Below are 23,425 nucleotides of genomic sequence, written 5' to 3' on the forward strand. Positions count from 1 at the left end.
AATAATTTTTCGCAGTATATTTATTTTGAATTCAAAATAATATTGCTGACAAGTAAAATAGATGGAGGGAAAAATACGATGAACGGAATAAAAGGAATGCACCACGTAACAGCCATTACGAGCAGTGCAGAGAAAAATTATGAGTTTTTCACATATGTACTGGGAATGCGTCTGGTTAAGAAAACAGTAAATCAGGATGATATTAAAACGTATCACCTGTTTTTTGCAGATGATGAGGGCAATGCAGGAACGGATATGACGTTTTTTGATTTTCCGGGTATTCCGAAAGGCAGTCATGGAACCAATGAGATATTTAAAACGTCATTTCGCGTACCGAGTGATGAAGCACTGGAATATTGGGAAAAGCGGTTTGACCGGTTGGAAGTGAAGCATAAAGGGATTAAAGAACAATTTGGTACAAAAACACTTTCCTTTGTTGACTTTGATGATCAGAATTACCAGCTTATTTCTGATGAAAAGAATGAAGGAGTTGCTGCCGGTACACCATGGCAAAACGGCCCGATACCACTGGAATATGCCATTACTGGACTGGGTCCAATCTTTGTCCGGATTGCTGAGTTCGATTACTTTAAGGAAATGATGGAAAAAGTGCTTTTATTTAAGGAAATTGATCAGGAAGGGTCTTTTCATTTGTTTGAGGTAGGAGAAGGCGGAAACGGTGCACAGGTTATCGTTGAATATAATCCGGTGCTTCCGATGGCACGGCAAGGCTATGGAACTGTTCATCACTCGGCATTTCGCGTGGAGGACCGCGCTGTTCTGGATGAATGGATTGAGCGAATGAATGGATTTGGTTTCCGGACATCCGGCTATGTAAACCGTCATTTCTTTGGGTCGCTGTATGTAAATGTTGCACCGCAAATATTGTTTGAATTTGCAACAGACGGACCCGGTTTCATGGGTGATGAGCCATATGAAACGCTTGGCGAAAAGCTATCGCTGCCGCCGATGCTGGAACCAAAGCGTGAACAAATTGAGCAGATGGTACGCCCAATTGATACAGTCAGAAGTACAATAGGATTTAAAAAGGAATATAATTAATTACTTTTAGTAACTTTGTTATAAAATATATATAAACTTACTTGAAATAACCAAAGAACCATGCTATGCTTATTTATGTTGAATTCAGACTAAAAATAAATCAACATAAATTGTGGGAGGAATTATCATGTTAAACATAGGAGTTATTCTTGGAAGTGTCCGCCAGGGACGTAACGCGGAGGCAGTGGCGAACTGGGTGTATGATTTTGCTGCTAATCGCAAGGATCAGGATGTAAACTACGAACTAGTGGATCTTGCTGACTATAACCTGCCATTGCTTGGTGCAGCGGTGCCGGAAGCACAGCAAAAGGAATCGGAAACGGCCATTCAGGCATGGTCTGAAAAAATGGCTTCATTTGATGGTTACATTTTCGTTGTTCCTGAATATAACCATTCTGTAGGCGGCGCAATAAAAAATGCACTTGACTATCTGAAACCTGAAGTAGCCAATAAAGCTGCCGGAATGGTTGGTTATGGAAGCCTGGGAGGCACACGCGCACATGAAAATCTACGTCTTATTTTTGGCGAACTGCAGGTTGCAGACGTCCAAACTGCAGTAACCTTCTCCCTTATGACAGACTTTGAAAATTTCAGCGTGTTCAAACCTGCTGACTATCATGCTGCGAATGCAAATGGAATGCTTGATCAGGTTATTGCATGGAGCGGCGCACTGAAGACAGTTAGAGAAAAAGTTACGGTAAATGCATAAATGGTTTCAATAGGCGGATGTCTGTACATACAGATGTCCGCTTTATTATTGGTTAATTATGGCTGATTCTACTAAAATGAAAGTACAGTCATTTAAGGAGGTTTTTGGAATGGTTGAACTGAAAGAACTTCAGGCAACAGATGAACTGGAGCAAGTGTGGGAAGAGTCAACTGAAAACCCAGTCCTGCTCTTCAAGCATAGTACAACATGCCCAATCAGTGCCGGTGCATTTAAGGAATATCATGCTTTTTTGGATTCGGCAGAAGATAATCTTGCTGGATATATGGTTAAAGTGATCGAAAGCAGAGATGTTTCCAATGAGATTGCTGATAAAACGAGCGTTAAACATGAATCACCGCAAATTTTTTTGATTAAAGATAAAGAGGTGTTGTGGAACACTTCACACTCGAAAATTACGGTAGATGCTATAAAAGATGCATTGAAGCGGTCATAGTTTTAATTGTGTATAATGTATTTTCGGGAGGGAGCGGCACAAACTCGGGAGAGAATAACACCAAAATGCTAAGTCGCTTACAAGGAGGATTGTGAAATGAAAAAGCTGTCCATCTTAACATGGAATCTTCGTCAGGGAGGAAAAAAAGCTTCCAAACAGATTGTTGCATCATTGACTCGTCATCAGGCAAATGTAATGGTCCTGACTGAATTTAAAAACAATCAGACTGGCACATTCATTTTATCTGAACTGCGGGATGCCGGCTGGGATTATATCCAAACTTCCAATCCGCCGCATAAGGAACATGGTGTGGCCATCATTTCATCTTTTCAGCTGATGGAGCAGAAACCTCCTTTCTCCGGGAAATATGGTGCACACCGCTGGAATGAAGTCTATATTCCTTCGCTGCATTTGTACCTGCTTGGGGTACACGTGCCAAATGTTAATGAAACATATGACAAGACGTTTCATTGGGAGCAGATCATGAAGTATGCTGACAGGAGAACAAGCGACAGGTGTGTGATAATTGGTGATTTTAATACGGCCTTACTAAATGAAAGATCTGCTGCTCCACTGAAATACAGCAGTTATATTACAGCATTGCTTGATAATGGATGGGCTGATGCATGGAGGCTGTGCAATCGTAACAGTACAGATTACACCTGGTTCAGTCATAAGCATAACGGGTACCGGCTTGATTATATTTTTCTTTCACCACCTCTTAAAAGAACCCCCAGTATATGTGATATTTCTCATCATGAACGCAGGCAAAACTACTCGGATCATGCCGTCTTAATAGCTGAATTGGTGAAAATATAAAACCCCCTCGAATGCCGCAAGGGGGTTAGTCATTAAATCGATTAATTCCAGCTGTCCAGAAGCTCATTTGCATGGTTATTGAGTGCTTCTTTCGCTTCTGCTGTAATGAACTTTTCCATCGCTTTATTATTTAAATGTTTTAAAAATCCTTCCACCTTTTTCACAACTTGCTTTTGGTGCCCTTTATCCATGTGATGTTCTGCCTGTTTCAGCTTGTTTTCCAGCTGAACTGCCAATGGGTGTTCAACGGAACCATCTGCAATGAAGGCTGTTACATCCTTCTGAAGCGATGAGAGGGTTACAGGCTCTTCAGCAGAAAGGTCGATGGCATACTTGGAAAAGCCATTTGTACCTTCACCAATATAGGCAATGTTTCCGCTTGGCTCAATAAATTCCTGTGCATCCGGTGATGACTGGAATGTCAATTCAGGATTGCCTTCTATCGCTGCAAAGGACCAGTTGCCATCCGCTGATGGGTCAATTGTACCATTTTCCTGAATGTACTGAATGATAACCTGTCTGTTCTGAATTTGTGGTGACAGAACAATTTGACTGCCATCCAGATTCGGGAAGTTTCCCCCGCCGCTTGCCCGGTAGTTGTTTGTTGCTACAAGAAACGCTTGACTGTCCTCCACCGGTTCACCATTATACTGCAGGTTTACAATGCGCTGTGCATCAGGATTGATCAGTTCCCCGTCATTGTTATACCGGGATGGTTCCGTTACATCAATGTCATAAGTAATTCCGTCAATTACGTCAAAGTTATAGGTTGAAAAGCCATTGTCTACTAAATCCTGTGGTTCGGAAGCGTTTGGATTAATCTGGTTAAATTGTCCAGCAGACATTTCCAGCCACTGACGAATCTCTTTACCAGTCAATTTTACAACTTTTAATGTATTCGGGTATACATAAAGGTCTGCTACGTTTTTAATAGCAATCGGACCTTCCGGAATGTACGTATAATAACCGGAACCGCTCCGTCCGCCTGCCTTAAATGGTGCAGCAGCAGATAAGATTGGCAGATTTTCATATTCCGTTCCCGCCACAGCCTGTTTGGTGTACCACTTTTGTGCATTGGAAACAATTTGCACAGATGGATCATCTTTGACAAGTGCGAAATAGCTGTAAATAGGTGCGGTAGTTTCACCCACTTGGGAACGGATGTATTCGAGCGTTGCCTGGTGTTCCTCGTTAATCGAATCAAGAATTTCCTGATCTGGTTCCACAAGTGCTTCACCGGTCTCCTCGTTATAAATGGACCGTACTTCAGAACCTGAGTCAATTACTTTCCAATCTTCCCCATCTTTCTCAAGTTTCAGGTCAATGATGCCAAGATGGTTTCCCCAGTAACCAGCTTCAACGGAAGGAACACCATTGATGGTACCCTTGTCCAGATTTACGCCCGGGATTCCGGTGAATGTTTCACTCGGAAATACTTCATGGGCATGTCCGAACATAATGGCATCGATGCCTTCAACCTCTGTCAGGTTATAGGTTGCATTTTCCTCCCGTTCCTGCAATTCGACTGTCCCCAGTCCGGAATGCGGAATGGCTACGATAATATCTGCCCCGGCTTCTTTCATAATCGGAACATACTTTTGTGCGGTTTCATAAATTCCTTTTGTGATAACCTTTCCTTCCAAATTGGCACGGTCCCACTGCATAATCTGCGGCGGCACGAAACCAATCACCCCAACATCAACGGTTTGCGTATTGCCGTTTGTATCCGTTACCTGTTTTTGTAAAATCCGGTAAGGGTCAAAAAAGGGCTCATCGTTTGTTGGATCATTGTCACCATCATCATAATAGACGTTGGCATTTACGTATGGGAAATTTGCATCATCAATCGACTCTTTTAAAAAATCAATGCCATAGTTGAATTCATGATTTCCGATGTTTGCCATGTCATAATTTAATAGATTCATAGCCTTGTAAACGGGATGTACTTCTCCTTCTTCCAGGCCGTTTCGCGCTACATAGTCACCGAGCGGATTCCCCTGAATCAGATCCCCGTTATCAAACAGCATGCTGTTATTAACCTCGCTTCGAGCTTGTTTGATGCGTGTTGCTGTCAGGGCCAGACCGAATTGATTCGTTGGCTCATCCTGATAATAGTTATAATTTGCCAGATGTACGTGGATATCCGTTGTCTCCATCAGCCGCAGATTGACAATGCTGTTATCCTCCGCCGCGTTTGCAGTATTTCCACCCGATGGAGTAAAAACAAGCATAATTGCCATTAACGGGAAGATAACGCGCCACATTATTTTTCGATACATTTTGTAACCCCCTTCATAGATTTGTCACATTTAGAATAAAGGAAAACTAGGAAAAAATAAATAGGCCGAATGACAGGGCCACAATGAACCAGAAGGATATTAGTATGTTATGATAGGAAAAGTTATCAAATAAAGGAGTTCGATTGTTGCATGAATATACCGATAGTATACGAAGACAACCATCTGCTGGTCGTGGAAAAGCCAGTCAACATACCGGTGCAGGGCGATCAAAGCGGTGACAGCGACCTGCATAATTTATTGAAACAAGATCTGAAGGTACGTTACCAAAAGCCGGGAAATGTCTATCTTGGCCTGGTTCATCGTCTCGACCGTCCTGTTGGCGGTGTTATGGTATTTGCAAAGACATCAAAAGCTGCTTCCCGCCTGTCAGATTCCATACGGCGCAATAGATTTGGTAAAACGTATGTTGCTGTGGTACGTGGTACTCCTAATGAAAAGCATGCCCGGCTGGAGCATTTTCTTTATAAGGATCGACAGGAAAATAAAGTATTTGCTGTTTCTTCCAATCATAAACAGGCTAAGCGCGCACTGTTGGAGTATGAAGTAATTGGGGAAAAAGATTCGTTGAGCAAGCTGTCGATTAACCTGATAACCGGCCGTTCCCATCAGATTCGAGTGCAGCTCGCTGAATCAGGATATCCGCTTTATGGTGATCAGAAATACGGTCAGCATGTCAATAAACCTGGACAGCAAATAGCGCTATGGTCGAATAAATTGACACTGGAACACCCAACAAAAAAAGAAATGATGGAATTCACTTCCAAACCGCCCGCGGAATCTCCGTGGAAATTGTTCGGTTAAAAAATCCCTGGAGCTTTATTTCTCCAGGGACGTTGAAAGTTATTTTCCAAACTGATTATATGCGCCATGCATGACTGGTCCGACATATTCATTCATTTTCCATCCGTGCGCAATTGCCGCGGTGACAAATTCCTTCGCTTTTTCGACAGACTCTTTCACGGATAGGCCGTTTGCAAGGTTTGCTGTTGTTGCAGCAGCAAATGTGCACCCGGCACCATGATTATAGGAAGTGTTTATTTTATCCGTTTCCAATACTGTAAAGTCTTGTCCATCAAAGAAAAGGTCAATTGCTTTTTCATGATCAAATACTTTACCGCCTTTAATGACAACGTTCTTAGCACCGAGTTTATGAATTTTCACGGCTGCATCTTTCATGCCATCCATTGTTTTGATTGGACCGTTTTGTGCGAGTTGACCGGCTTCAAACAAGTTGGGCGTTGTAAGCGTTGCGCGGGGGAGAAGCACTTCCCGCATTGCATCCGTGTTTTCCGGCTGTAATACTTCATCTTCCCCTTTACACACCATTACCGGGTCGAGAACAAATTTATCGAGTTTATACTCATCCATTTTTTGGGCACCAAGTTCAATAATATCCACGGATCCAAGCATGCCTGTTTTCATGGCATCGACGCCAACTGACAGGATAGTGTCCAATTGTTTTCCAACGATGTTAACGTCTATAGGATATACTCCATGGCTCCAGTTGTCTTTTGGATCCATTGTGACAATCGATGTCAATGCGGTCATGCCATAAACACCATGCTCCTGGAATGTTTTTAAATCTGCCTGTATTCCTGCACCGCCGCTTGAATCAGAACCGGCGAGTGTTAATGTTTTCTTCATGGACATAGCCATACCTCCAAACTGCGATTTTTATATTTTTTATTTTCTAATACTAGAATATAACAGATGGTAGTGGAAAAAAAGCATAACGGGTTTTCGAGCAGAGTGGAAGATGAAAACGGTTTTCATGATACAATACGGTATTAAAGCAGGTATAAAATTCAAGTAACGTCTTGGAGGCTTGTATGCAGAATTATGATTTCATTTATAACAAATTATATGATTATTTTGGACCACAGGGTTGGTGGCCGGCTGATACGGCATTTGAAATGCTGATCGGTGCCATTTTGGTACAAAATACCAATTGGCGTAATGCTGAAAAGGCCATTTCCAGATTAAAGGACTGTTTGGAGCCGGAAATAATGGATAATCTGCCTGAGAAGGACCTTGCTGAATTAATTAAACCGAGTGGGTTTTTCAATATAAAAGCGGGCCGGATCAAAGCGTTTCTGGAATGGTTTAGAAAGTATGATTATGATACGGAACGAGCGGCTAAATTGGAGGGCAGCCGGTTGCGGCAGGAACTGTTGAATATCAAGGGAATTGGCCGCGAAACAGCCGATGTCATGCTGCTGTATGTATTTGATAAGCCAATATTTGTAACAGATGCATATGCCAGAAGGATTTTCTACCGGTTGGGGTATGATATGCCTGAATCGTATGAGAGTTTTCGGAACCTTGTTGAGGAACACATGCCTAATGAATTGAACGTATTCCAGGAATATCATGCATTGCTGGTTGAACATGCGAAACAAATTTGCAAAAAGCGTCCATCCTGTGAAATATGCCCTTTGAATGCGGCATGTGAGCAGCGATTGAGCTGATTTGCCGAGAAGTCCTCCATCTGGAGTCGCACATTCCCTGCGTCAACAGCAGGGTATTTTTTATGCGATATTTCAGTCACTTAGCCGACGACTGAAAGCTTTATCCGCAGTAACATTAAAGTACCATATCAAATCCATAAAGGAGGAAGCTGGATGATGTACTTTAATCAGCATGTTTACCGGTACATGGCTGAAGCACGTATCAATAGACTGCGGAAATCCGCCTGTAAAATCGTATTTAAAAAATCAAAGAAATAAATGAAGACTTCATCTTTTCGAAGTCTTTTTATTAAAATCTTATTGACCAGTGTGGTCTAAAGTGTTATATTTTAGTCGACCAATATGGTCTATTGAGCAAGCACTGGGCATCACCTAAATTTTGTCGAATAATATTTAAGGGGGTGAAGGCTTATTCCTACGAAGTTTAAAAGTATTGATCAAGCAAAACAGCAGCGGATTATAAATGCTGCATTGGTGGAGTTTGCAGCAAACGGGTATGAACGGGCGTCAACCAATCAAATCATAAAGAATGCCGGAATCGGTAAAGGTATGCTTTTCTATTATTTGGGCAGTAAGAAGGAACTTTATCATTACTTGGTGGAGTATTCGCTGGATGTAATTGAAAATGAGTATATGAGTTTCATAAATATGGCGGAAACAGATTTTATTAAACGACTCAGACAGGCGACACACTTGAAAATGAAATGCTTTGTTGAAAATCCGGGTGTGTTTAACTTTCTGGGGACATTTTTTCTTGGGTCTGACATAGATTTACCTGAGAAACTGCAAAAACGATATGCCAATTTAACACAACGAGGCTATGACATTATGTATGCAAACATTGATACGTCACTGTTCAGGGAGGATGTAGATGTCGAAAAAGCGTTTAAGTTGATCCAGTGGGCGCTGGATGGATATCAGAACGAAATTATTGCCCGTTTACAGGGTGAAAAAATGACGGATGTTGACTTTGAGCCATACTGGGAAGAGTTTTACGGATATCTTGATGTATTAAAGAAAAGCTTCTACAAATAAGGGGAGGGGTTCGATTGACTGTATTGCGGACACAGCAGTTAACAAAAAAGTTCGGAAAGTTCACCGCACTGGATGGAATTGACATTAACGTGAGTCCAGGTGAGGTATATGGATTTATCGGTCCGAATGGTGCCGGGAAGTCTACAACAATTCGTATCCTGCTCGGAATATTAAAGGCAACTTCCGGGCAAGCAGAGATTTTTGGCAAAGATGTCTGGAAAGATGCTGTCGACATTCATAAGCGGATTGCTTATGTGCCGGGTGATGTGAATCTGTGGCCGAACCTGACCGGCGGGGAAGTCATTGATCTGTTTGTAAAGCTCCGTGGCAGCCATAATAAAAGCAGACGCGAGGAACTGATTAAAAAATTTGATTTGGATCCATCCAAGAAATGCCGGGCATACTCAAAGGGGAACAGACAAAAGGTTGCACTAGTTGCTGCTTTTTCATCAGAGGCTGATTTGTATATTCTGGATGAGCCAACATCTGGACTGGACCCGTTAATGGAGCATGTTTTCCAGGAATGCGTGATAGAAGCGAAACGTGAAGGAAAAAGTATTTTGCTTTCAAGTCACATTTTATCGGAAGTGGAGAAATTGTGTGATACAGTTGGCATCATTCGGCAGGGGAAAATTATTGAAAGTGGTTCATTGAACGATCTGCGTCATTTAACCAGGACAAATCTGTTGGTGCAAACAAAGGAACCGGTTCCTTCATTGGATACAATGGAAGGGGTTCATGATCTCAGGGAAAATAATCAGGAGCTCTCTTTCCAAGTTGATACGGAAAAACTTGATGCGGTCATGAAGCATGTCAGTCAATATGGCGTTGTGAAAATGGAGAGCGCTCCACCGACGCTTGAAGACCTGTTTATGCGCCATTATGAAGGGAAGGAATTTTCTGCTCAACAGGATAAGGGTGGTGCTTCCTAATGGCTAAAGAACTGACCAATCACACAAGGGAATTTTCCCACCTGATTGTTCGACGGGAGCGCATGCGTTTACTGATTTGGATGATGGCATTGTCTGTATTAACCTTTGCGCTAGCCGGTTCACTCAAGGAAATGTATCCGGATACAAAGGACCGGCTGGCAATGCTGGGAACGATGAAAAACCCTGCCATGGAAACAATGGTGGGGCAGGTGTACTCAGATGGAAGTTACTCATTCGGATCGATGATGGCAAATCAGATGTTGCTTTTTACCGCACTTGCCTTTGCAATTATGAGTATTTTATTTGTTGCCCGGCATACACGGGCAGATGAGGAAGAAGGACGACTTGAGATGATTCGGTCGTTGCCAGCCGGACGTTTGTCCAATATTAACGCAACGTTTCTCGTGATAACTGCTGTGAACGCTCTGTTTGCACTTGTCATCGGGTTTGGATTGTACGCCATGAAGATTGATAGTATGAATCTGGAAGGATCTCTGTTGTATGGAGCCGCGCTTGGTGCAGCGGGATTATTTTTTGCAGCTGTTACTGCCTTGTTTGCCCAGCTGTGTGAAAATGCGCGTGGTGCTATTGGCTTTTCCCTTGCTGTTCTGGGAATTGCCTATATCATCCGGGCGATTGGTGATGCCGGAAGTGGCATGTTAACCTGGTTTTCGCCACTGGGATGGGTCTTGGAGACGCAAACATATGTCAATAATTATTGGTGGCCAGTTGGGCTGATTATTATCTCGTCCGTTATCATTATGTTGCTGGCGCTTTACTTGAATGCAATTCGTGATGCAGGAGCAGGGTTCCTTCCATCAAAACCAGGCAGAAAACATGCATCGGCTTTTCTGCAAAGTCCATTTGGGCTGGCACTGAGGATTCAGCGTACTTCGATTATTGCATGGGCAATTGGCATGCTCCTTATCGGTGTGTCATATGGGTCAGTGTTTGGTGACCTTGAGACATTTTTTTCTGACATGGAAATGGCAAAAAAGTTAATCCAACCAGAGTCCGGATATACATTGACCGAGCAATTTGCGGCAATGCTTATGTCGGTTATGGCGATGATTGGAACCGTGCCGGCACTGATGGCTGTGTTAAAGGTGAAAGGGGAGGAAAAGAATAGTCGTATTGAGCATTTTCTTGGCCGTGCCATTTCACGGACAAAATTATTAAGCCGTTATTTATGGATAGGGATTGTAGTCAGTTTTGTGATGCAGTCACTTGCTGTTATCGGATTATGGGCTGCTTCTTCCTTTGTAATGGAAGAAGGACTTGAATTCGGCGTGATGTATCAATCAGCTGCAGTTTACTTTCCCGCAATGTGGGTTATGGTAGGTGCCGGTGTATTATTGGCAGGTGTAAAGCCAAATTGGTCGGGGTTAGTGTGGCTGTATCTGGTCTATTCATTTGTGATTGTTTATTTGGGAGGGTTACTGCAATTTCCGGAATGGCTTGGTGAATTGTCTCCATTTGGTCATGTACCGCAAATTCCTGTGGAGGATTTGAATGTTTCCGGTATTGTCATGCTTTTGTTTGTCGCAGTTGCCCTGATTGTTATGGGCTTATTCGGATATAATAAACGGGATATACAAGAGTGAACCGTGATTTTCGGTGCAGGTGGAAAGCAGTGAATGTTCGATATTTCCCGGGAAATATCGACAAAAAATGGTCTAGATTATAATTTGTACAGCATCAGGATTGATTGGGTCGGTTTATTTACTATATGAAGAGGGCAGCCGAACCAGGCTGCCCTCTCCATTAAGATGATGCTCCGTCATTGGCTTTTTTCTGAACACCGGTTTTGCCAGATACAAACCAGCCGATAACGGCAATGCCTAATAGGATAGTCCAGAAAATGATGGTCCAAACTGTGCTATGAGCAAATCCCTCAGGCAGTATACTGACTTGTTCGTGTGAAAGGGTGATGACAGCAAGTTTAACCCCAACCCATCCGACAATCAGATAAGCTGTCATTTCCAAGCCTGGTCGTGTTTCCAATAGTTTCACAAACCAATTGGCTGCAAATTTGATCAGGATTAGGCCTGCTATACTTGCCAGCACGATGACGGTGAACCGCCCGCCGTCCATACCGCCGAATTGTGGTAATGGTGTGCCAGGTAATGTCACTGCAAGCGCAACTGCGGCAAGAATGGAGTCGATGGCAAATGCAACGTCGGCAACTCCAATTTTGGCTACTGTCGGCCAGAAACCCATGCCTGTTTTATTTGCGTCGGCTTCTTCGTCATCTTCTTTTGAGCTGAAGTACTCCTGATAGACATGCTTTCCACCCAGATACATTAGATATGCGGCTCCAATTGCCTGGACCTGCCAGACATCCGCAATAAATGATATCAGAAAAATGGCAGCAAACCGGAAAAAGAATGCCATGTATATACCATAGTCGATTGCACGTTTCTTTTGACCTTCAGGCAGGTGTTTTGCGATTACCGCCAGAACGAGTGCGTTGTCAGCAGACAATATACCTTCCAACCCAATTAGAATTAATAATGTCCACCCATATTCCAAAAGTAGTGATTCCATAAATGTTCTCCCTTCGCTTCACAAAAAATAGAGACTTTACCCAACTATTGCGGTAAAAGTCTCTAATAATAAATCAGACCTTTACCACCATTGGCAAAGGTCTTGCTAACAACGCCGTAAGTTGTTGCCAGTAAAGCCGAGAGTTTGTATAAACTCTGTAGTGACGACTCCACTGTTAAAGCTACTCCCCTTTGAAAATCTACTTTTATTTAACCATTATACGTGTGATATGTCAACTGATTTTATTGACGACAAGATTTCAATCCCTTTGCTCAGACTATTTTTGGTCCAATTAAAATTTCTATACTTCCATTGCTTTAAGCAGAACGTCATACTTGTCCGGGGGAGATTCCGTATAGCTCTTAATTAATCCATTTTCTGAAATAGTTTTTCTTGAAACTTTTTTATAATTGATGGTGACGTTCACGGGTGCCGAAAATGGAAAAGCATCTACTTCAATTGTAGTTTTGTCCCTCCAGCGTGACAAAATTTTATCCTGTTTAAATACCTGATCAGGTGCAGGGATTCCATATTTAAAAAAAGGGTGTTCGTTCGATTTGCTCGCCCCTGGATTGTTCAGGCATATATAGAGGGAAAGACTGTCACAAAACTGAAGAAGTCCGTAATGAAAGTCGTATAACTTGTTATCGACATGGAGCGATTCACTGATTTGTTTCTGGCGTTTATGTTCGCTCCGGACAAATTCCTCGGCTTCTTTTGACTGATCATCCAGCAAAAAGTTTGTGTAATGCCGGCTGCATAACAGGCCTGCGTAAGGATCATTCTTTGCTACCTCTTCAATCCCGTGTTTGTAGAATACGGTTTTAGGCAGCACGGGGAAATCAACAAATGTATAGGGTGCCTCTTTTTCATCATTCCAAAATGGCTGTTTATCAATCATTTTCCACCCCAAGTCATGATTTTGAACTGCATATTCAACTGATTTCCTTAATGGCACACCATGAAATAAATTCCTGTCCCAGTTGTGCAGCAAGTGACCGGAGATATGGGCGTGGTCATCCTGTTCGATCATGACAAATTCGTTTTCGTGTTCCCTTACAATCATTTGCCCTCACCTGCCAAATGTAAGTTTAGTTTAAGCGTACCATATATTTCGTACATGCAAAAAGTTGTGGCTAGCGTTTTACATAATCCCCAGCATACATGGAATACTATGCAAAAACCGTAACATAAAGGTGGTATTTTGGTGAAAGCATCAGATTTATTTGTTCAGTGTCTGGAAAATGAAGGTGTTGATTATATTTTTGGCATACCGGGGGAGGAAAATACAGATTTAATGGAATCGCTGGCTGATTCGGATATTGAGTTTGTTGTAGTTTTTCATGAGCAGGCTGCGGCATTTATGGCAGATGTTTACGGAAGACTGACAGGAAAAACCGGTGTGTGCCTGGCCACATTGGGACCCGGTGCGACCAACCTGATGACCGGGATTGGTGATGCATATCTTGATTATGCTCCTGTAGTTGCTATTACAGGACAGGCGGGCTTGGAAAGGGTTCATAAGGAGTCACATCAGCACGTAAATATTGTTGGGATGTTTGAGGAAATAACCAAGTGGAGTCAGCAGATCAAAGTGGCGCATACGATCCCGGAAATTATTCGGAAAGCGTTTAAAACATCGCTGCTTGATAAACCGGGTTCCGTTCATATCGAACTTCCGGAAGACATTGCAATGACTGACACTGGCGGTGAGCCGCTTCCCGTAGCTTGGATCCCTGTTTCACAGCCCGATGAAGCGGAAGTAAACCGGGCAGCTGAGTTGATCAACAAGGCGGAACGGCCAATTATACTGGTCGGTAATGGGGTCATCCGTGACCGAGCATCCGCAGATTTACGGAAGTTTGCAGAGGAAGCTAATATTCCGGTTGCCAATACATTCATGGCTAAGGGTGTTTTGCCTTCCGACCATCCGCTTACACTATATACGGTCGGTATGCAGGAACAGGATTATGTCCTTTGTGGTTTCGATACAGCTGATCTCATCATTACCGTCGGATATGATTTTGTGGAGTATCTTCCAAAATATTGGAATGATGAAGCAATGCATAAGATTGTCCATCTGGATACACTGCCCGCAGAAGTGGATGCTTATTATCCGACTGAAGCAGAACTGATCGGTGATGTGAAGGAATCGCTTAAGGCGCTTTCCGGGCATGTGCAGAGAAAAGAACTGTGGCCAAAAGCAAAGGAATTAAAATCCCAGCTTGAGGAAAAATTGCATGCCTCCGATGAAGAATCCGGCAGTCCGGTTAAGCCGCAGCGTATTCTTGCAGATATAAAAAAGGCGGAAAAAGGTGATGCGGTCATCATTTCTGATGTTGGCGCACATAAGTTGTGGGTTGCCCGTATGTATCAGCCGGATAAACCAAATCACACGATTATTTCCAATGGCTGGGCATCAATGGGGATTGCGATACCCGGTGCAATCGCTGCAAAGATTGCTGACCCGGATAAACCGGTTGTTGCAGTAGTTGGAGATGGCAGTTTCATGATGAATGCTGCTGAGCTCGTTACTGCAAAGCGGATGGGTCTGGCATTTGTTGTCGTTATTTTCCATGATTCCAAATTCGGTTTGATCGAGTGGAAACAGTTGAAGGAATTTAACAGGTCTTATGCAATTGAATTTACTGATCCGGATTTTGTAGATTTTGCGAAAAGCGTTGGAGCAAAAGGAGTCAAGGTTGAGCATTCGAGTGATTTGCTGCCTGCTTTGGAAGATGGTCTTGCCAGCAATGAAATTGTCCTGATTGATGTTGATGTGGACTATTCGGAAAACATGAAACTGACCGAACAACTTGGCGATTATATTTGTAAGCTGTAGGAGGGATTGAGATGACAAAGAAATGGAAATTATGGATTGGCGGAAAATGGCGTGAGCCGAAAGATTATGAGACATTAACAAATCCGCATACAGAAGAGGAACTGGCCGAAATTGGCCAAGCTGAACCAGCAGATGCAGTGGAAGCAATCGTGGAGGCACACCGGTCATTTCAGAAATTCAGAGATTACCCGGCACATGCACGAGCTAAAATTCTTGCCAAAGTTGCTGCGATTTTAGAGGAGCGGTCTGATGAGTGCGCCAAAATTATCGCCAAAGAGGGAGCCAAATCAATCCGCAACGCACGTGAGGAAATGAGCCGGACCGTTCAGACATACCGGTTTTCAGCGGAAGAGGCAAAACGGAATTACGGCGAACGGATTCCGATGGATGCAGCGGAAGGCGGAGAGAACCGTTTTGGATATACAAAACGGACTCCATTAGGTGTTGTAACGGCGATTACACCGTTTAATTTTCCCTTCAATCTTGTTGCACACAAGGTTGGTCCGGCGATTGCCGCGGGGAATTCCATCGTGTTGAAGCCTGCTGAACAGACACCCTTAAGTTCTCTGTTTCTTGCAGAAGTTTTTAAGGAAGCAGGACTTCCGGCAGGTGTGCTGAATATAATTCCCGGAAAAGGTGATGTCCTCAGTGAGGCATTAACGAAACATCCATATGTGAAAAAAGTGACATTTACAGGTAGCGTGGAAGTTGGGTATACGGTACAGCAACAGGCAGGTTTTCGTAAATTGACGCTTGAACTTGGTTCGAATTCCCCGTTTATCATTGATGAAGGGGTGGATATTGATCAGGTCATTGAACGGAGTGTTCAGGGGGCATTTTCATTTAATGGACAGGTGTGCATTTCCATTCAGCGTATTTATGTGCATCAGTCCCTCTACGAAGCGTTTCTGGAAAGGTTTGTAACCAGGACAAATCAGCTTGTTATCGGTTCCCCATTTGACGAAAAGACCAATATTACAGCCGTTATATCAAAGAAATCCCTCGAGCGCCTGCAAACCTGGCTGGATGAAGCAATTCAGGAAGGTGCCAATGTTGAGTGTGGCGGTGGTGTACAAGGGAATGTTATGGAGCCGACTGTACTGACAAATGTAAACCGGGACTCAAAGGTATTTCGGAATGAAATTTTTGGTCCGATGGTTTGCGTATTTCCGTTCGATACACTGGAAGAGGCAATTGATGATGCCAATGATTCACGTTACGGGCTGAACTCCGGTGTGATGACGCCGAGTCTGGAGCGGGCTTTTTATGCAGCAGAGCGGCTTGAAACGGGCGGAGTCATCGTCAACGACATCCCAACTTACCGGATTGATAACATGCCTTATGGCGGCTGGAAAGACAGTGGTGTCGGCAGGGAAGGCGTTAAATATGCGATGCGCGAAATGATGGAGCAAAAATTTATCAGTATTAAGACCGGAGATTAATACGTTTGTATTCGATGAAATTCGGGTGGTGCCTGGCACTACCCGAATTTTATTTACAATTGACTTATTTGTTGTTTCGGTTTATAATTACTTACATAAAGTAACTTAGTGATAAATAATAATTAAATATTGAGGAGAATTTTTATGGAACGAAAGTTTTTTGAAAAGCCAGCAACATATGTTGGGGAAGTCAATATTAATGTAACGAATTTGGATCGCTCCGTACAGTTTTATCAGTCTGTCATCGGGTTCAACGTGCTTGATCAAACCGAACGAAAAGCTGTTTTGACCGCGGATGGAAAAACAGCGCTTCTGACATTGGAACAGCCCGAAAATGTTTTGCCAAAGGAATCCCGTAAAGCCGGGTTGTATCATTTTGCCATCCTGCTGCCGACACGTGCCGATCTGTCCGCATTTCTGAAACATATAGCAAGCAGCGGAATACGGATAGGTGCAGCTGATCATTATGTCAGTGAAGCACTTTATCTGTCTGATCCGGACGGTAATGGAATTGAGGTATATCATGATCGTCCCGCTGCAGAATGGACATGGACCGGGGATCAGGTATCCATGGCCACGGAGCAGCTTGATGCAGAAGGGCTGCTTGCAGAAGGTAATAAAGAATGGAATGGACTTCCGGGGGAGACCGTAATGGGACACATTCATTTACATGTTGCTGATCTTGAGGAAGCCAAAACGTTTTACATGGATGGGCTTGGATTTCGAGTCGTAACAGATTATCCCGGAGCACTTTTTACGTCAACAAATGAATATCATCATCATATCGGCCTGAATATTTGGAATGGACAAGGTGCAACCGCCCCATCCCAAAACAGTGCAGGATTAAACTGGTATACCCTTGTTTTCCCTGATCAGGAAACAAGAGATACAGCAGCCAGCAGTCTTGTGAAAGTTGGTGCTGACGTACAAAAAGAAGCGGATAAATATGTCACCAAAGACCCTTCCGGAACAGTAGTTCATTTGGTGTTGGCTGATTAATCGGATTACGTAGATATTGCCATACAAAAAACCGTTCTGAGCATTATGCCGGAACGGTATTTTTGGCAGAAAAGAAAATGTTAATTTTTGTTGTACCATAGTGCAGCTGCCTTTACTTCGCCTGGAGTCAATTGGTGCCCTCTGTTTTCCCAGTGCAGTTCGACATCAGCACCTGCGTTTTCCAGAAGTGATGTAAGATTCTCAGATTCCCGTGCAGAGCATATTGGATCGTTTGTTCCGGCACCAATAAAGACCCTTTTATCAGATAAATCGGGCAACTCAATACCGCGGCGCGGAACCATCGGATGGTGCAAGATAGCCCCTTTTAACGCATCTTGATAATGGAACATCAGGCTTGCTGCAATGTTGGCGCCATTGGAGTAACCAATTGCCACTATATTGTTCCGGTCGAAGCTGTATTTTTCCGCAGCTTCATCCAGAAATTCATTTAATTCTTTTGTCCGTGCAATTAAATCTTTTTCGTCAAATACACCTTCTGCCAGTCGTTTAAAGAAACGCGGCATGCCATTTTCCGAAACATTTCCCCGAACACTTAAAACATTAGAATCTTTGTCAATTGCTTCAGCAAGCGGCAAAAGATCTTCCTCCGTTCCACCTGTACCATGCAGCAGAAGGAAAGTCGGTTTTGTGGAATCGTTGCTCTGTTTAAAGATGTGTTTCATAATTAATATTCTCCCTTCCTGTTACGCTTTATCCTGCAGACCGACGTGCTTCAGGGTGCTGATAATGGATTGTTTTGCATCAGAATCGATTACACTGAAAATATTTTCAATTGCCTCCTGATGTTTTGGGAAGATATCGTCCATTAATTTTTTACCCTCGGTTGTCAAATACACATGAATTACTCTGCGGTCCTCTGCACACGCTTCCCGGTCGAGCAATCCTTTTTCCTGCAGTTTTTTGATAACGTATGTCATTGACCCGCTTTTAATAAGCACGGCCTCGCAAATCTGATTAACGGTCAGCCTTCCTTTATGATAAAGCGCCTCTAAAATTGAGAACTCTGTTATACTTACACCATAGCCTTTAATATCTTGTCTGACCATTTCTTCAACTGATTTAGAAGCTTTCATCAACACAACAAAAGCCTTTAACGATAGGTTTTCACGCATAGCACCATCTCCGGTCCATCCAATTATTTTGAATTCAAGATAATAATAATAGATATAAGGAAGTGAGTCAAGCGGGTTGCCTTGATTCGTGTAATTTCTTCCGGTACTTTGGAAGAAACAGATTTTTTAGGAGGAGAATTGTTTATGGGAAATTGCAATATTGATCATACTTATCAGGATGTTGAGAGTAAGTTTAACAGTCAAACAGCATATTTGCCAAACGGATTGAGCAGTGAAATTCAAGCTTTTTTGATGGATGAGCAATCACAGGAAATTTTAAATGATTTGTTTCATCTGTTGAAAAAGTATGATTTAGCGTCCGAAAATGAACAGGAAAATAGGAATAAACAAATGAAAGCCCTAATCGGTGTGAGTGAATAAAGCATTGCAGTGCAGTTTTTATATCATTGCGGTATGGTTCTGTCTGGAATGTTTGCAGAATTCTTCCAGCCTGCCCCGGTAAACCAATTGAAACCCTGCAGCTTCCTGCAGATCATATGGTGTTATGAGTGACGGCGGTTTGGTGAATGTTGTGACCCCGCATTCCGCCAACACCGTAGCAATGAACTGCGAACAGAAAAAAGCATTTTCCCTGTCGAACTTAATTCTCAGGATAATTGCAAACAATCCAAGCAGGTTATAACGATACTGATCTTCCTGCTCTTTTACTTTTTGTATATATTTCGTTATTCGTTCACATTGTTCAGCTGGTATTGTACGGCTGTAAATTTCGCATTCAGCCTCTCGCAGCAATCCGTTCTGAACATCTTCTTTTACAAACCCGCCAACAAAAGGATTGCGCGCGTCTTTTCGACCAAAGCTGTATAATTCTGTCAGGCTATCATCAAATGCAATTGATGCATGATTGTATGGCTGTCTTGTGTAAAGCTTAATTGTTCTGGTGAAAAGTGTGCCCGTATCTGTCAGAAGCAAATATATTTTCTTCTCCATTATGAATCTCCCCTAGCCTTTTTGATAGTATATTCATGATAAGCGGAATCTGTCTGGGGTGTAAGCAGCCAGGGTAATATTTGCAGATAGGGCTTGAGGCTTAGAATGTTGCCATTTTGGTAAAAAAACTGCCATTTGCGATATTGTCAAATGGCGGTGCCGTCATAATTTCGGTGAAGCTGTGTTTAAAAATATGAATGTATACGGTCCTCCAGAAGAAAAAACGATCCTTCTTGGAAGAATACGGTTCCTCAGAAGAAAAAACAATCCCTCACGCAAAAACACGGCCCTTCTCAGTACATACATGGTGCAGGATGACCTTATGTTGTGTGGGACACTGCTGTTTGCCGGCCAAATCCTGCTGCTTCTATTTAGTTCTATTGTTTTGTCGCCTGAGTCATTTGGTGCCAGATGGAGCCTTTTGCTTCTTCTCCTTCTTCAATCCGGGCAAGAGCCATTTTCACTTGCATGCGTACCTCAAATTCAGGGTCATTCAGTGCCTTGCGGAGTTCGGGAATGGCAGTATCGTCGCCGACCTCATACAGATACATCGCTGCACGCCAGCGGACGAGACGGTTTTTGTCCGATAATGCATAGATCATTTCCGGTATAGCTTCCGTGAAACCGAGGTCTGACAGGCAATCACCTGCTGTACGTCTGACATTAACCGCTTTATCCTTCATTGCTTTATATAAATAGGGAAGTACATCTTTTTCTTCAATCATTCCCAAATATGCAGTTGCCAGTCGGCGAACAGATCCCTTCGCATCGTCAAGTGCTTTATCCAATACAGGCAGATCATCAAGCGTCGGGTCCATCCGGTCCAACGCTGCATACCGGTCTTTCCAGTCGGGTGCATTCATCATTTCAAGCGTAACCTTTTTCCATGGTGAAGAAGTTTGTTCGTCAGAAACAGCATTATTTTTGGCCAATTTCATCAGCTCGGCAACACGGTCTGAATCATAGCTTGCATCGATTTCATTGACCACGTCCTGACCGATTTCCTGCACATCCCCATAGCGCGGACCCTGTTCGGCCCACTTGCGCTCCATCAACATATTATCCGAAGCAGTCGATGCATCCATTACAGCATTCATGAATCGGTCGGGAAGTCCAAAGCGGTGCTCTTGCTCTCCATCTTCCAGCTTAACCTGCATCGGTATATTCCGGAACATTTGAATGAAAACCTTTATCTCTCCGAAGTGTTCGTCGCTTTCTCCGGATGGCTTCAGGTCATCATTTGTTTCCTCAGCAGAACCCAGCACATGGCGTACTTCCGGCAAAATATCTTCCCATGATACACGGGGGTTGCGTTCGAGTGCAATAAAATCAATCACCCGGTAAAGCCCTTTGACGCCATTTATGTTAAAAAGCTCCTGTACGTATGCTGGAGCAGCAGTTAATTCATCATCAGCTTTATAATTTTCAGTTTTTCCGTCCGGCAATTGGTCATCTACGTTTATTTTCATCGAATATGGACTTGGCGTTGGCTCGATTGACGTAATTTTCATGATCGCTCTCCTCCTTCAACGGTTTCCGTTATGGTGATTTTAACATATCCGGGTATTTTTGCAGGTAAAAAACGCCGGAACCAAATGTGGAATAATTTAGCCTGATTTAGGAAATAGCAATATGGAGAACACTTTCAGATGGGGGGTTTGATTATATGGCAATCCCTTATGAAAAAGGGCTTGATAACACACTTGCTCTTTTAAAAGAAGGCTATCAGTATATTCCAAATCGGCGTCGGCGTTTTCACTCGGATATTTTCCAGACCCGGCTCTTGGGACAACATGTTATTTGTATCGGCGGGGAAGAAGCAGCCGAACTGTTTTATGACAATGAAAAATTTCAGCGAAAAGGTGCGGCACCGCGTCGGATTCAGCAGTCACTGTTCGGAAAAAATGGTGTGCAGACAATGGATGGGGCGATGCATAAGCACCGAAAAGCATTATTTATGGGTTTGATGACACGTGATCGGATTCAGGATTTGATTGCAATAACAAAACATCAATGGGAATTTTCGCTGGAGGAATGGATGCAAAAAGATACCATCAGGCTGTTTGATGAAGCGAGAAAAATTATGTGCCGTGTAGCTTGTAATTGGGCGGGAGTTCCGTTATGGGCGAACGAGCTTAAACTGAGAACAGCAGATCTTTCTGCGATGATCGATGCGTTTGGTGCTGTCGGGCCAAGGCACTGGAAGGGAAGAGTTGCCCGAAATCGTACAGAGCGCTGGATACGAAAAATTATTAAACAGGTCCGCAGTGGTGTGTTGCACCCCGCGGAAGATACGGCGCTGTATGCGATGGCATGGCACCGTAATCTGAATGGTAAACGCATGAGCACACAGATGGCTGCAGTTGAACTGATCAATATTTTGCGCCCTATCGTGGCGATAGCCAGGTATGTAACGTTTGGTGCAGTAGCGATACATGAATTCCCAGAATCAGCCGGGAAGCTGCAATCAGGTGATGATCTCTACAGTCAATATTTTGTACAGGAGATTCGCAGATATTATCCGTTTGGCCCTTTTTTGGGTGCACGAGTAAGGAATAACTTTAGCTGGCAAGGATATTTCTTTCAAAAAGGAAAGCTTGTATTGCTTGATATTTACGGAACGAATCATGACCCGGAACGTTGGGGAGATCCATCCGTATTTCGCCCTGATCGTTTTAAGGAGTGGGAAGGAAGTCCGTTTGATTTCATCCCACAGGGTGGTGGTGACTACCATATTGGCCATCGCTGTGCTGGGGAGTGGATTACAGTCGAAGTGATGAAAGTGAGTCTGGACTTTTTGGCGAATCAAATGGCATATAATATGCCCAAGCAAAATTTGAATCTGAGTCTAGTGCGTATGCCGCCGATTCCTAAAAGCCGGGTCATCATCGAAAATATAAGCAAAAAGTAAATATCTTTTTCTCCACAATTTGTTACTAGGACAATCACCCAATGAATAGGATGGTATGTAGAATTCCAAATTGGAGGAGAAAAGATGGAGATATATGTAGTCAAAAGTGGTGATAATCTTTGGCTTATTGCACAAAGGTTCGGCGTTGACATCAACCAGATTTCGCTGGCGAATGAGTTGAATAATCCAAATCAGCTTGTAGTCGGTCAGTCACTGGTTATTCCCGAGCCCGGCCGTGAGTATGTTGTACAGAGTGGTGATACGTTAGTACGAATCGCGTCGATGTTTGATGTGTCCGTTCAGAAGCTTGCTGAAGCAAACAATATTACCTCCGGGGTTATTTATGTTGGCCAGATGCTGGAGCTTCCTTACTTTATGCATACAGTTAATCTGGGTGAGACAATATGGTCAATTGCGCAGCGTTACGGTAGTTCAGTTGACACGATACTGCAAGCAAATGATATAGCAGAGCCCGGACTGATTTACCCCGGCCAGAGTATTCGAATTCCTGCCCCGGAACGTCCTGTGACCGAAGTCAATGCGTATACGACACAAATTGGCGAGCAAGGCAGAAGAAAAGTTCTGGCTTTGGGAAGGAATTTTACTTATTTGGCACCATTTTCGTATCACGTAAATGCTGACGGTACACTTCAGGCTTTGCAGGAAACACCGGTTCTGGAAGCAGCCCATGAAACGAATACAGCGCCATTACTGGTAGTCACAAATTTTTCAGAAGATGGAGGATTCAGTTCGGATAATGCTGCATCCATTTTACGAAATCCGGATGTGCAGGACACGTTAATCAATAATTTGTTGGAAAT

At 43.2% G+C, this 23,425-nt stretch carries 23 protein-coding genes; 15 read left to right on the top strand and 8 right to left on the bottom strand.

From position 1 onward, the window contains the following. Nucleotides 1–78: 78 nt before the first annotated feature. From ABD010_RS10365 to ABD010_RS10380, 4 genes are all read left to right on the top strand, one after another. Nucleotides 79–1,062: a ring-cleaving dioxygenase gene (locus tag ABD010_RS10365; RefSeq protein ID WP_343813038.1), complete on the top strand. Its 984-nt coding sequence runs from the start codon at nt 79–81 to the stop codon at nt 1,060–1,062. Between the two features lie 127 nt (nt 1,063–1,189). Then, complete coding sequence (locus ABD010_RS10370; protein ID WP_343812718.1) at nt 1,190–1,771, top strand: NADPH-dependent FMN reductase; 582 nt, start codon at nt 1,190–1,192, stop codon at nt 1,769–1,771. A gap of 109 nt (nt 1,772–1,880) precedes the next feature. After that, entirely contained in the window at nt 1,881–2,225 is a 345-nt protein-coding gene (gene ytxJ, locus ABD010_RS10375) for a bacillithiol system redox-active protein YtxJ (protein WP_343812720.1), read from the top strand. Nucleotides 2,226–2,321: 96 nt separating this feature from the next. Further along, nucleotides 2,322–3,044, top strand: a complete 723-nt coding sequence (locus ABD010_RS10380) for an endonuclease/exonuclease/phosphatase family protein (protein WP_343812722.1) — start codon at nt 2,322–2,324, stop codon at nt 3,042–3,044. A gap of 41 nt (nt 3,045–3,085) precedes the next feature. Here ABD010_RS10380 and ABD010_RS10385 read toward each other — a convergent pair whose 3' ends face one another. Beyond that, the gene (locus ABD010_RS10385; RefSeq protein WP_343812724.1) at nt 3,086–5,323 is read right to left on the bottom strand and encodes a bifunctional 2',3'-cyclic-nucleotide 2'-phosphodiesterase/3'-nucleotidase; all 2,238 of its coding nucleotides are present in this window, start codon (nt 5,321–5,323) and stop codon (nt 3,086–3,088) included. Between the two features lie 150 nt (nt 5,324–5,473). Here ABD010_RS10385 and ABD010_RS10390 point away from each other — a divergent pair, with 150 nt between their 5' ends. Then, nucleotides 5,474–6,145, top strand: a complete 672-nt coding sequence (locus tag ABD010_RS10390; RefSeq protein ID WP_343812726.1) for an RluA family pseudouridine synthase — start codon at nt 5,474–5,476, stop codon at nt 6,143–6,145. Nucleotides 6,146–6,184: 39 nt separating this feature from the next. On the opposite strand, the gene pdxK is transcribed toward ABD010_RS10390, so the two are convergent. Beyond that, the gene (pdxK, locus tag ABD010_RS10395; RefSeq protein WP_343812728.1) at nt 6,185–6,994 is read right to left on the bottom strand and encodes a pyridoxine/pyridoxal/pyridoxamine kinase; all 810 of its coding nucleotides are present in this window, start codon (nt 6,992–6,994) and stop codon (nt 6,185–6,187) included. Between the two features lie 179 nt (nt 6,995–7,173). On the opposite strand from pdxK, the gene ABD010_RS10400 reads away from it, so the two are divergent. The 4 genes from ABD010_RS10400 (at nt 7,174) to ABD010_RS10415 (ending at nt 11,383) form a co-directional block, all read left to right on the top strand. Next, complete coding sequence (locus ABD010_RS10400; RefSeq protein ID WP_343812730.1) at nt 7,174–7,812, top strand: endonuclease III domain-containing protein; 639 nt, start codon at nt 7,174–7,176, stop codon at nt 7,810–7,812. Nucleotides 7,813–8,271: 459 nt separating this feature from the next. Beyond that, nucleotides 8,272–8,847, top strand: coding sequence for a TetR/AcrR family transcriptional regulator (locus ABD010_RS10405; protein ID WP_343813039.1), 576 nt, complete (start codon nt 8,272–8,274; stop codon nt 8,845–8,847). Between the two features lie 14 nt (nt 8,848–8,861). After that, nucleotides 8,862–9,779, top strand: coding sequence for an ABC transporter ATP-binding protein (locus tag ABD010_RS10410; RefSeq protein ID WP_343812732.1), 918 nt, complete (start codon nt 8,862–8,864; stop codon nt 9,777–9,779). After that, on the top strand, nt 9,779–11,383 hold the full coding sequence (locus ABD010_RS10415; protein WP_343812734.1) for an ABC transporter permease: 1,605 nt from the start codon (nt 9,779–9,781) through the stop codon (nt 11,381–11,383). Before ABD010_RS10410 ends, ABD010_RS10415 begins: the two co-directional genes overlap by 1 nt. 160 nt (nt 11,384–11,543) lie before the next feature. Here ABD010_RS10415 and ABD010_RS10420 read toward each other — a convergent pair whose 3' ends face one another. Beyond that, nucleotides 11,544–12,326, bottom strand: coding sequence for a TerC family protein (locus ABD010_RS10420; protein WP_343812736.1), 783 nt, complete (start codon nt 12,324–12,326; stop codon nt 11,544–11,546). Nucleotides 12,327–12,627: 301 nt separating this feature from the next. Then, the gene (locus ABD010_RS10425; RefSeq protein WP_343812738.1) at nt 12,628–13,392 is read right to left on the bottom strand and encodes a DUF3891 family protein; all 765 of its coding nucleotides are present in this window, start codon (nt 13,390–13,392) and stop codon (nt 12,628–12,630) included. Nucleotides 13,393–13,533: 141 nt separating this feature from the next. On the opposite strand from ABD010_RS10425, the gene ABD010_RS10430 reads away from it, so the two are divergent. From ABD010_RS10430 to ABD010_RS10440, 3 genes are all read left to right on the top strand, one after another. After that, the gene (locus ABD010_RS10430) at nt 13,534–15,168 is read left to right on the top strand and encodes an acetolactate synthase large subunit (RefSeq protein WP_343812740.1); all 1,635 of its coding nucleotides are present in this window, start codon (nt 13,534–13,536) and stop codon (nt 15,166–15,168) included. An 11-nt stretch (nt 15,169–15,179) separates the two neighbouring features. Then, nucleotides 15,180–16,610: an aldehyde dehydrogenase family protein gene (locus tag ABD010_RS10435; protein ID WP_343812741.1), complete on the top strand. Its 1,431-nt coding sequence runs from the start codon at nt 15,180–15,182 to the stop codon at nt 16,608–16,610. A gap of 144 nt (nt 16,611–16,754) precedes the next feature. Continuing rightward, nucleotides 16,755–17,609, top strand: coding sequence for a VOC family protein (locus ABD010_RS10440; RefSeq protein ID WP_343812742.1), 855 nt, complete (start codon nt 16,755–16,757; stop codon nt 17,607–17,609). 80 nt (nt 17,610–17,689) lie between these two features. On the opposite strand, the gene ABD010_RS10445 is transcribed toward ABD010_RS10440, so the two are convergent. Both ABD010_RS10445 and ABD010_RS10450 read right to left on the bottom strand, forming a co-directional pair. Further along, a complete protein-coding gene (locus ABD010_RS10445) occupies nt 17,690–18,292 on the bottom strand; it encodes an alpha/beta hydrolase (RefSeq protein WP_343812744.1) in 603 nt (200 codons plus the stop codon). Between the two features lie 21 nt (nt 18,293–18,313). Continuing rightward, nucleotides 18,314–18,742 (bottom strand): MarR family winged helix-turn-helix transcriptional regulator, encoded by a 429-nt coding sequence (locus tag ABD010_RS10450; RefSeq protein ID WP_343812746.1) that lies wholly within the window; start codon nt 18,740–18,742, stop codon nt 18,314–18,316. A gap of 144 nt (nt 18,743–18,886) precedes the next feature. Between ABD010_RS10450 and ABD010_RS10455 the strand changes: the two genes are divergently transcribed. Then, complete coding sequence (locus ABD010_RS10455) at nt 18,887–19,123, top strand: hypothetical protein (protein WP_343812748.1); 237 nt, start codon at nt 18,887–18,889, stop codon at nt 19,121–19,123. A gap of 18 nt (nt 19,124–19,141) precedes the next feature. Here ABD010_RS10455 and ABD010_RS10460 read toward each other — a convergent pair whose 3' ends face one another. Beyond that, complete coding sequence (locus ABD010_RS10460) at nt 19,142–19,693, bottom strand: hypothetical protein (protein WP_343812750.1); 552 nt, start codon at nt 19,691–19,693, stop codon at nt 19,142–19,144. Between the two features lie 377 nt (nt 19,694–20,070). Beyond that, complete coding sequence (locus tag ABD010_RS10465) at nt 20,071–21,204, bottom strand: conserved virulence factor C family protein (RefSeq protein ID WP_343812752.1); 1,134 nt, start codon at nt 21,202–21,204, stop codon at nt 20,071–20,073. A 155-nt stretch (nt 21,205–21,359) separates the two neighbouring features. Between ABD010_RS10465 and cypC the strand changes: the two genes are divergently transcribed. Together cypC and ABD010_RS10475 are read left to right on the top strand one after the other, a co-directional pair. Beyond that, on the top strand, nt 21,360–22,604 hold the full coding sequence (cypC, locus tag ABD010_RS10470; RefSeq protein ID WP_343812754.1) for a CYP152 family fatty-acid peroxygenase CypC: 1,245 nt from the start codon (nt 21,360–21,362) through the stop codon (nt 22,602–22,604). An 84-nt stretch (nt 22,605–22,688) separates the two neighbouring features. Further along, nucleotides 22,689–23,425, top strand: a 737-nt coding sequence (locus ABD010_RS10475; RefSeq protein WP_343812756.1) for a LysM peptidoglycan-binding domain-containing protein, incomplete at its 3' end; no start/stop codon positions are given.

Origin of the sequence: Virgibacillus siamensis (assembly GCF_039522605.1) — a bacterium.
Lineage (GTDB): Bacteria > Bacillota > Bacilli > Bacillales > Amphibacillaceae > Lentibacillus > Lentibacillus siamensis.